This is a genomic window from Crocosphaera chwakensis CCY0110 (genome assembly GCF_000169335.1).
GTDB classification, from domain to species: domain Bacteria; phylum Cyanobacteriota; class Cyanobacteriia; order Cyanobacteriales; family Microcystaceae; genus Crocosphaera; species Crocosphaera chwakensis.
Window position 1 is genome coordinate 1 of sequence record NZ_AAXW01000130.1, and the last position, 2392, is coordinate 2392.

Consider the following 2392-nt stretch of genomic DNA (forward strand, 5'->3'; position numbering starts at 1 on the left):
TTATCGAAGATGTAGGAGAAGATATTTATCGTATTGATCGCATGATTACTCATTTAAAAATAGCTGGAATTTTAGATAAATTATCGGGCTTTATTTTTGGAGAATGTACTAACTGTTTACCGGATGGGGGTTACGCTTCTTTAAGCTTAGAGCAAGTCTTAAATGATCATATTAAACCATTAGGTATTCCTGCATGGATAGGCGCACAAATTGGCCATATTGAACCTGTTTTAACCTTTCCAATCGGGGTAGAAGTAGAAATAAATGCTAATACTGGAACCATTAATTATTTAGAATCAGGAGTTATTTAATATATTTTAATAACTCCAAGAAAACTCCATTTGTCCATCCAAAACCGATTTCATTACTACTATACCCAAATAAAATTTCTTCAGACACATTAGCTGTACAGTTTTCAACATCATATTTTTCGACAAGGGTTCCTTTTTTTTCAAATTCTTGTATCAGTAAGTTTACAAATTTTGTTGCAATTCTTGTAGCTTCTTCATCAAATTGATAACGAGATAATCCTTCAACCGCAATTAAGTGAAATGGGGCCCAACCAAAAGGCGCATCCCATTGATTTCCAGTGACTTGATCACTTGTTTTTAATCCTCCAGCTACTTCAAATAAAGCAAGATTATTAACAACTCGTTGAGCTTGAGTTTGGGAAGCAATTCCTACCCAAAGTGGATAAAAAGTGGTAAGATAAGGATAATAACGACGACGATTTTTAACAAAATTATAATCTAAATAAAGTCCTGATTTTTCATCCCAGAAAAACTGATTAATTAGTTTTTTTCGATTAATTGCCCTATCTTTCCAATAATCAATGGCATCTTTATGTCCTAAAATTTCATTAATTTCAGATATATCTTCCTCCATTTGATACAGTAAACAATTGAGACAAACAGGAGCATAATGGATGATATCAACACTAAAAGGTCCAAACCGATTGGTAATATCTAATCCTGACTCTCTCATAGAGCGATCGCCTTTATAAAAAAGGTCAGTTAAATTATCATGTTTATCATCATAAAAGACCTCTAGATCATAATCAGAAATATCGGTATTTCGATAATACTCTTTAACTCGATCATAATGAGTTCTTCCTGCTTCATCTCGTTCAGAAATAATCACTTCTGGTGCTGGTCCTTCTGCAAAATCATAGTAATGGGATAAACCCGTAACTTGGTTTAAGTGAGGAGGAACTGTCCAATAATAATAATACTGTTCAATAAGAGGTAAAATTGAGCGTAACCATTCTTTATCTTGAGTTTTTGCGTACAATTTTAAAATGCTTTGACTCAAAAAAGGAGGTTGAGAACGGCTTAATAAATAGGTACGATTAGCATTGAGAATAGTCCCATAATACTCCATTTCATATAATAATTGTTCAACTTGATTTTTAGCCAGATTAAGTTCTCCATCTTGTAATAAACCTAAAATAATAAAATAACTGTCCCAACCATACATTTCATTAAAACGACCTCCTGGAACTACATAATCATGAGGTAAATAAAGTAAACCATGTTCGGTAATCTGTTCAGGTTCACCAGGTAAAATTCGTAAATCTATTTGTTCAAATTCTTCTTCTGTGATCGCTTTTTTTATATTTTCTCGAACTAAATCAATGTTTTCTTTGGGAGAAACATAAACAGGACAAATTCTATCTAACTCTGGACAAACTTTGGGATCTTTTGCTGCTTTAACAATATCAGATAGAGACCGAGAAAGCGTTTTCCAGTTTTTTTTGATGTAGATTTTTACCTTTTCAATTTGTTCTGGAGTGGGTTGATTTTGAAGAGAATTAGGAGACATAGAAAAAGTTAAAATTAGCTAAAAAGTTACACGATTAATGGTTCAGCATTAATAATAATTTATTCTTCGGTACTATTAATTAGTAATGCAACAGGAAAGGATTGAAAAATCGAACCAATGGTAAGGGTTTCTTGATTAGATAAAACTTCACCTGTTAGATTATTGAACCAATTTGATTGTAATTGATGAGGAACTTCTAAATAAGTATCTTGCCAAACTTCTTCCCTTAAAGCATAGTTCGGGGGTGAAACTAAACTGGTGAGATATCGCGGAACTACGGTAATACTGCATTGGTTATCATAAACTCTAGCAAAAGCTACCACATGATCAGCGTATTTTCCGCGGATAGTTAAAGGAATATAATCTCCTTCTTGAAAAAGTTTGATATTTTGGTTACGGACTTCTAATGCTTGAGTAATTAAAAATAGTTTAATTCTCCCATCTTTTGCTGTGTCTTTTAGTTCTGTAATTAAGGTAGATAAATCTTGTTGAGAACGTTCTTTTATTTCTTTGAGTATCTCTTGTCGTTGCTGATAGTTTACAGGACGACGATTATCGGGATCAACTAAAC

At 32.7% G+C, this 2392-nt stretch carries 1 protein-coding gene and 2 pseudogenes; 1 reads left to right on the plus strand and 2 read right to left on the minus strand.

The genetic code is table 11. The features are described 5' to 3' along the window. Positions 1-311 (plus strand): annotated as a pseudogene (locus tag CY0110_RS27490) (LD-carboxypeptidase); the annotation flags it as partial. Here the strand turns inward: CY0110_RS27490 and CY0110_RS27495 are convergent. Next, positions 304-1821: a trehalase family glycosidase gene (locus tag CY0110_RS27495; protein ID WP_008278945.1), complete on the minus strand. Its 1518-nt coding sequence runs from the start codon at positions 1819-1821 to the stop codon at positions 304-306. The pseudogene CY0110_RS27490 and the gene CY0110_RS27495 sit on opposite strands and share 8 nt — an antisense overlap. 59 nt (positions 1822-1880) lie before the next feature. Next, positions 1881-2392: pseudogene (locus CY0110_RS27500) on the minus strand (malto-oligosyltrehalose synthase); the annotation flags it as partial.